5 protein-coding genes are annotated in these 6,608 nt (G+C 73.3%); 2 read left to right on the plus strand and 3 right to left on the minus strand.

The window, feature by feature from the left end; genetic code table 11:
- Window positions 1-21 precede the first annotated feature (21 nt).
- The 3 genes from SCA03_RS36595 to SCA03_RS31405 are packed head-to-tail and all read right to left on the minus strand — an operon-like array spanning window position 22 to window position 4,556.
- Window positions 22-1,281, minus strand: a complete 1,260-nt coding sequence (locus SCA03_RS36595; protein ID WP_230989029.1) for a sensor histidine kinase — start codon at window positions 1,279-1,281, stop codon at window positions 22-24.
- The gene (locus SCA03_RS31400) at window positions 1,274-3,829 is read right to left on the minus strand and encodes an ABC transporter permease (protein ID WP_086815213.1); all 2,556 of its coding nucleotides are present in this window, start codon (window positions 3,827-3,829) and stop codon (window positions 1,274-1,276) included. Before SCA03_RS31400 ends, SCA03_RS36595 begins: the two co-directional genes overlap by 8 nt.
- A gap of 10 nt (window positions 3,830-3,839) precedes the next feature.
- On the minus strand, window positions 3,840-4,556 hold the full coding sequence (locus SCA03_RS31405) for an ABC transporter ATP-binding protein (RefSeq protein ID WP_030896078.1): 717 nt from the start codon (window positions 4,554-4,556) through the stop codon (window positions 3,840-3,842).
- A 383-nt stretch (window positions 4,557-4,939) separates the two neighbouring features.
- Here SCA03_RS31405 and SCA03_RS31410 point away from each other — a divergent pair, with 383 nt between their 5' ends.
- Together SCA03_RS31410 and SCA03_RS31415 are read left to right on the plus strand one after the other, a co-directional pair.
- The gene (locus SCA03_RS31410) at window positions 4,940-6,322 is read left to right on the plus strand and encodes a serine hydrolase domain-containing protein (RefSeq protein ID WP_158102277.1); all 1,383 of its coding nucleotides are present in this window, start codon (window positions 4,940-4,942) and stop codon (window positions 6,320-6,322) included.
- 99 nt (window positions 6,323-6,421) lie between these two features.
- Window positions 6,422-6,608: hypothetical protein (locus SCA03_RS31415; protein ID WP_141275785.1), on the plus strand; the 187-nt coding region annotated here is incomplete at its 3' end.

The raw sequence follows: 6,608 nt of genomic DNA on the forward strand, positions 1-6,608 counted from the left end.
ACCTGTGCCCGCGCACGGCGGTCACCACGCGCACGGCAACTCCGCCTCGATCGTCGTGGGTCCGCCCGCCGGGCTGGTCAGCCGTACCCGGCCGTCGAACGCCTCGGCCCGGCGGCGGATGCCCGCCAGCCCCGTGCCGGCGCTCTCCTCGGCGCCGCCCCGGCCGTCGTCGCTGACCCGGATCCGCAGCCGGCCGGACTCGGCCCGGACCCGGACCGTCACCAGCCCGGCGCCGCTGTGCTTGGCCACGTTCGTGAGGGACTCGGCGATGATGAAGTAGGCCGCCGCCTCCACGGCCGCGGGGGCGCGCTCGACGTCCTCCAGCCGCAGTGAGCAGGGGATGGGGCAGCGCCCGGCCAGTGCCGAGACGGCGCCGCGCAGCCCGCGGTCGCTCAGGATGGGCGGGTAGATGCTGCGCACCACGCCGCGCAGCTCCGACAGCGAGTCGGTGGCCGTGTCCCGGGCGCGGCGGATCAGCTCGGCCGTGTGCTCCGGGCTGCGCTCCAACGTCTTCTCCGCGACGCCCAGTTGCAGCACGACGGCCGCCATCCGGGCCTGTGCGCCGTCGTGCAGATCCCGTTCGATACGGCGCAGTTCGGCCCCGTGCGCCTCCAGCGCCGCCGCGCGGGTCGCGGCCAGCTCCTGCACCCGGTCGGCCAGATACGGCTTGGCGTGTGCGGACAGCAGCGTGTGCGCCAGCCGGGCCTGGAGACGCGCGAACCAGGGGACCGCCGTCCAGATCAGCAGCGTCAGCGCCACGTCGAGGGCCATCGCCGTGCAGGCGAGCGGCGCCGAGTCGACGGTGAAGAAGAACGAGGACGAGTACGGCCGCGCGCCGCCCGTGGCGTTCCCCACCAGCCAGCGGCCGGAGACGAGGAGCGTCACGGCGGTGCTGAACGGCTGCCCCACCGCCAGGAGAAAGGTGACGGGGGCGAGGAAGCCGTGCGCCGGCAGCCAGGCCAGCGTCCGGCGGAATCCCCGGTCGCCGAGGTTGCGCCGCAGCAGCCGGCGGCTGCCGCCGCCCTCGGTGACGGGCGCGAAGGCGGACGGCAGGGGTGTGCCGGTGAGGGCCTCGGCGCGCTCGCGTTCGCGCGCGGCGAGGGCCGCCGTCCAGCGGGACAGCGGCCCCCAGGCGCGGCGGCCCGCGCCGGGCAGCGCGGCCAGTGCGAGCACCAGCCACGCCGCCCCGGTGCCGAGGGAGACGACGCCCGCGACGCCTCCCGCGGTGAGATGGCGGTAGCCGCGGGCGGTCCGCCGGATCCTCGGGTGGCGGTCACTCACCCGCGTACACCGCGTCGATGGGCCGGCCACGCAGCGCCGAGCGGGTCGGCAGGCTGATCGACAGCCAGCCCAGCAGGGCCACGAAGAGCACGACACCGCCCCAGGCCAGCGGCTGGACGTGCGGGATCGGCTGGCCCGTCAGGCCCAGGGCGCTGCCCACGGCCGGCGGGATGGCGATGGCCACACCGACGACGATCGCGGTCACCACGACGATCCAGGACTCCATGAACATCATCCGCCGGGTCTGCCGCTTGCTGGTGCCGATGAGGCGCAGCATGGCGAACTCCCGGCTGCGGCCCGTCGTCGCCATCACCAGCGTGTTCACCACGGCGATGAGGACGTAGAGCATCAGCAGCGCGTTGGCGATGAGGTTCGTCCAGGACTGCTGGGCGAACTGGCCCTGCTGGACGGCGCCGAACTCCTCCGGGTTCTGGACGGTCAGCCCGGGCGTGGCAGCGGCCAGCTTGTCCAGCTCCGCGCCCACCCGCTGCTGCGCGCCGCCGCCGGCGGTGCTCACCAGCAGCGCCGCGTCCTGCTGGTTCGCGGTGTGCGCCGTCAGCATGTCGTGCGGCAGGGTGACGTCGCCGAAGCCGAGCCCGTTGCCGTACACCGCGACGACCTTCAGCTTCTTGGACACGCCGTCGCCGAGGTTCATGTCCGCGGTGTCGCCGACCTTCAGGCGTGCCGTGTCGGCGGCGATCCAGCTGAGCGCCACCGTGTCGCCGCGCAGTTGGTCGAGGCTGCCCTCGCGCACGTCCAGGTCGAGCGTGCGGTCCAGGCCGCGCGGGTCCAGGCCCTGGGCGCTGAACGGCTTGGTGTTGGGCTTGTCGATCTCGATGTAGGTGAGCATCGCCTGCGAGCGGGCCACCGGGGTGGCGGTCTCCACGCCGTCGACGGCGCGGACCTTCTCCGCCAGGTCCGTCGACAGGCCCGTCGTGTCGCTGGTGAGCACGTAGTCGGAGACGACACCGGTGGCCGCCTGCTCCTTCGCCGTCGTCTCGACGGTGTTCAGCATCGACAGCTGCATCAGCGCCATCGCGGCGCCCAGCGCCAGCGGGACGACGGCGCTGCTCAGCCGGCGGGCGTTCGCGGCGCTGTTGGCCGAGGCCAGGAAGCCGCTCACCCGGGACCGCTTGAGCAGCGGCGTCATCAGCCGCGTCGCCGCGCGCACCAGGATCGGGCCGATCAGCGCGCTGCCGACCATGAGGACCACCAGCGCTCCGCCGGCTCCGGCGACGGCCAGCTCGCCGGGGATCACCAGCGGCAGCACGATCGCCGCGACCAGGCCCAGCAGGATCAGCCCGACACCGGTGGCCTTGCGGCCCTTGCCCAGCTCGTCCTTCTCCACCTGGGACTCGCTCAGCGCCTCCACCGGCTGGATCTTGGCGATGCGGAACGCGGCGATGAACCCGGCCAGGCGCGCGCCCAGCACGGTCAACAGGACGGCGGCGACGGCCGGGAGCGGATTGAACGACAGCTCGAAGTCCTCCGGCAGCACACCGACGCCCGCGAAGGCGTCCCGCAGCAGCCCGGCGACCAGGAAGCCGGGCGCGGCCCCCAGCACGGCGCCGGTGACGCCGACCAGCAGCACCTCGCTGCCGATCAGCCGGTGCACCTGGCGCGGTGTCGCCGCGATGGCGCGCAGCATCGCCAGCTCCCGGCGGCGCTGGTGGATGACCAGGCCGAGGGTGGAGGAGACGACGAAGATGACGACGGCGAGCGCGGTGCCGCCGAACGAGGCGGACAGCGGGATCAGGAAGCCACGGGACTCCCCGATGTCCAGGAACTCCAGGTCGCCGACGTCGTCGCCGGTGTAGACGACGCCGCCGGAGCCGGCGACGGCCTCCTTCACCTTGTCGGCGAGGCCGTCGGCCCCGTCCTCACCGAGGACGCCGATCGCCGTCAACCGGTCGGGCCGCTGGGAGAGTTCGGCGGCCCGGCTGTCGGTGAAGAACGCGGCGGACTGCCGGTCCAGGCCGTTCGGCGCGTCGACCAGGCCGACGATGCGGTAGGCGTGCGCGGTGGTGCCCACGGACAGCCGTGCGGTGTCGCCGACCTTCAGCCCGGCCTTCCGGGCGAGCCCGGCGTCCAGCACCGTCTCCCCGGCGCTGCCCGGCCGGTTGCCCTCGGCCAGCTCGAAGGGGCCCAGCGCGGTCGAGGACCAGCCGTGGCCGTAGAGCGGGTGGTCCAGCTCGACGGGTGCGCCGCGTGCGCTCCCGTCGTCTTTCTGGAGGGCCATCTCGACCGTGTGGTCGCCCACGACCTTCTTCACACCGTCGACGCGCGCGACCTTGTCGGCCAGGGACGCCGGCACGGTGGCGCGCTCGGCGAAGTGCGGGTCGAAGTTCTCCTTGACCTCCTTCGACTGCTGTCCGCCGACCATGACGGTCGCGCCGGCGTACCGCTCGGGCGCGACGCCCGAGAGGACCCCGGACATGAACAGCACACCGCAGGCGGTGATGACGGCGGAGCCGCAGATCACGGCGATGAACGCCGCGATGAACCCGCCCTTGCGATTCTTGATGGTGCTCCATGCGATGTCGAACACGGCAGCCGCCTCACCAGTTGCCGAGGTGCGTCATGCGCTCGGCGACCTGCGCCGGCGTGGGCCGGTTCAGCTGCCCGGCCAGCTGCCCGTCGGCGAGGAAGAGCACCGCGTCCGCGTAGGAGGCGGCGACCGGGTCGTGGGTCACCATCAGGACCGTCTGCCCCATCTCGTCGACGATCTGCCGGAACAGCCCCAGGACCTCCTGGCTGGTGCGGGTGTCCAGCGCGCCCGTCGGCTCGTCCGCCAGCAGCGCGTCCGGCCGGGTCACCAGCGCGCGGGCGATCGCCACCCGCTGCTGCTGGCCGCCGGAGAGCTGGTTGGGCCTGCGGCCGACGTGCTCGCTCATCCCCACCCGGGCCAGCACCTCGCGCAGCCACGCCTCGTCCACCGCCATGTCGGCCAGCCGCGCCACGAGCGTGACGTTCTGCTTGACGGTCAGCGCCGACATCAGGTTGTACGCCTGGAAGACGTAGCCGATCCGCTCGCGGCGGATGGCGGTCAGCGCGGCCTCCTTCAGGCCGGACAGCTCCGTGTCGCCGAGGTGGACATGGCCGGTCGTCGGCCGGTCCAGCCCGGCGACGCAGTGCAGGAACGTGCTCTTGCCGGATCCCGACGGGCCCATGACAGCGGTGAAGGTGCCGCGCGGCACCTCCAGAGAGATGCCCCTCAGCGCCGTGACGGCGTTGTCCCCCTTGCCGTACGTCTTCGTGACGTTGTCCAGTCTCATGGCTGCTGTCCGCGTATCCATCGTGGCCGCGGACCCTCCCCGTACCGTTGTCATTTCTCTTGCCCTTCCGGTCGTCGGCGGCTTCACCGTAGGGGAGAGGCGGCGGCGGCCACGAGCCGCCGGAATCCCGTATCGAAGGTGGAGCCTGCTACACCATCGCCGGTGCGGAGCACTCCACGCGGCGGCCCGGCCCCTTTTCACCTGCTGGTTTAACCCCAGACTTCAGCGTTTGAGGGGCCCGGTACCCCTGACTAGCCTTGCTGGCCCGGCGTCTGCTGAGTCAGATACCGCGCAGATTTCCGTTCCCGCAATTCCTGGACCTGGGTGGGCTTTGCATGTCCGAATCCGCTGCTATTCACGGAGAGTTGCCCACGGAGAGCGACGTGAGCGCACTCCTGGAGAGGCTTGCGCGCGAATATCTGGTGCCCGGTGCCCAATTCGCCGTGCGGCACCGCGGCGAGGTGCGGACGTTTCTGCACGGAGTGGCGGCGCGGTCCTCCGGGGAACCCGTCACCGCCGACACGCTCTTTCCACTCGGTTCCACGACGAAACTCGTCACCGCCACCTTGCTGATGCAGCTCGTCAGCGACGGCGACATCGAACTCGACGCCCCGATCGGCCCGTTGCTGCCCGAGCTGGCCGAAGCGCCGGGCCCGCTGCGGGAGTCCACCGTCCGGCAGCTGCTCAGCCACACCGCCGGGCTGCCCGACATGCCCGCGACCGAGCACGACCCGTCCCTGCGCGCCTGCGTGGCCGCCGGCGCCGGGGTCGAGCTGCTGAGCGAGCCCGGACGGGTCTTCTCCTACTCGAACCTCGGCTACACCGTCGCCGGCCGCCTCCTGGAGGCCGTCACCGGGCTGAGCTGGTGGGACGCGGCCCGCTCCTTCGTGCTCCAGCCGCTGGGCGTGCCCTCCGGCTTCCTGGGGGCCGCGCCCGACGCCCCCGGCGGCCTCGCCGGCCCGGCCCCGCAGACCGCCCAGCACGCCGTGCACCTGCCCACCTCGTCCGTGCACCCCGTGGAGGAGCCCGGGCTGCCGAAAGCGCTGGTACCGGCCGGGGCGCTGGTGACCAGCGCCGCCGGGCTGCTGCGCCTGTCCGGGCCGCACCACGGTGCCGACGGCCCCGACGTCCTGGAGCCGGAGCTGCTGGAGGAGATGCGCCGGCCGGTGACCGACGCCCCCCTCCACGGGCTGGCCGAGGGCTGGGGCCTCGGGCTGGCCGTGCACACCGACGGCGCCGGGCGGCGCTGGTACGGGCACGACGGCAACACCGGCGGCGCCACCTGCGCGCTGCGGTTCCACCCGGAGAGCGGCACCGCCGTCGCGCTCATGACCAACGCGACCTCCGGCCGCCAGATGGGCAACCAGCTGTTCGAGGAGTTGGCCGCGCTCGGCTGGGAGATCGGCCGGGTGCCCGCGCCCGCGGGGGAGGAGCCGCTGGCCGGCGCCGCACTGCGGGCCGCCGCCGACGAGGTGTGCGGCGCCTACAGCTCCGGCGCCGAGACGGTCAAGGTCCGCGCGGAGGCCGACGGCCGGCTGGTGCTGGACCGTCCGCAGCTTCCGCCGGCCCGGCTGGAGCTGCACCCCGGCCTGACCTTCCGGCTGCGGACCGAGCCGGAGGGCGCCCGGGGGGACGCGCGGCACGGCAGCGACGAGTCCCGCGATCTCTACAGCTTCGTCCGCGACTCCCGCACGGGCCGCGTCGGCGGAATGTACCTGAGCGGCGGCCGGCTCCAGGTGCGCGAAGGCACCGGCCGGCTCGGCTGACCGACGGCCCGGGCCTGCTCCGCATTCCCCGGAAAGCGGGGCGGGCCGGTTTCTGTGTTTTCCCAGGTTTTCCTTTCTCTGCGTGGAGGTGTGTTGGCGGTGTCTGTTGCGGGGGGCCGTGTGCTGGACGAGTGGGTTCGGGCCGACGGTGGATTCGACGGGCTGACACTGCTGGACGTCTTCGGGGAGTGGGTCGCGCGCACGCCGGGCGCGGTGGCGGTGGTCTGCGGCGAGGAGCGGCTCACCTACGCGGAGCTGGAGGTGCGGGCGGGTGTGCTCGCCGGGG

The organism is Streptomyces cacaoi, assembly GCF_006539165.1.
In the GTDB taxonomy this organism is placed as follows: domain Bacteria; phylum Actinomycetota; class Actinomycetes; order Streptomycetales; family Streptomycetaceae; genus Streptomyces; species Streptomyces cacaoi.

Coding starts and splice junctions, on each gene's coding strand:
- SCA03_RS31405 (WP_030896078.1), bottom strand. CDS start 4,556: ATGAGACTGGACAACGTCACGAAGACGTACGGCAAGGGGGACAACGCC.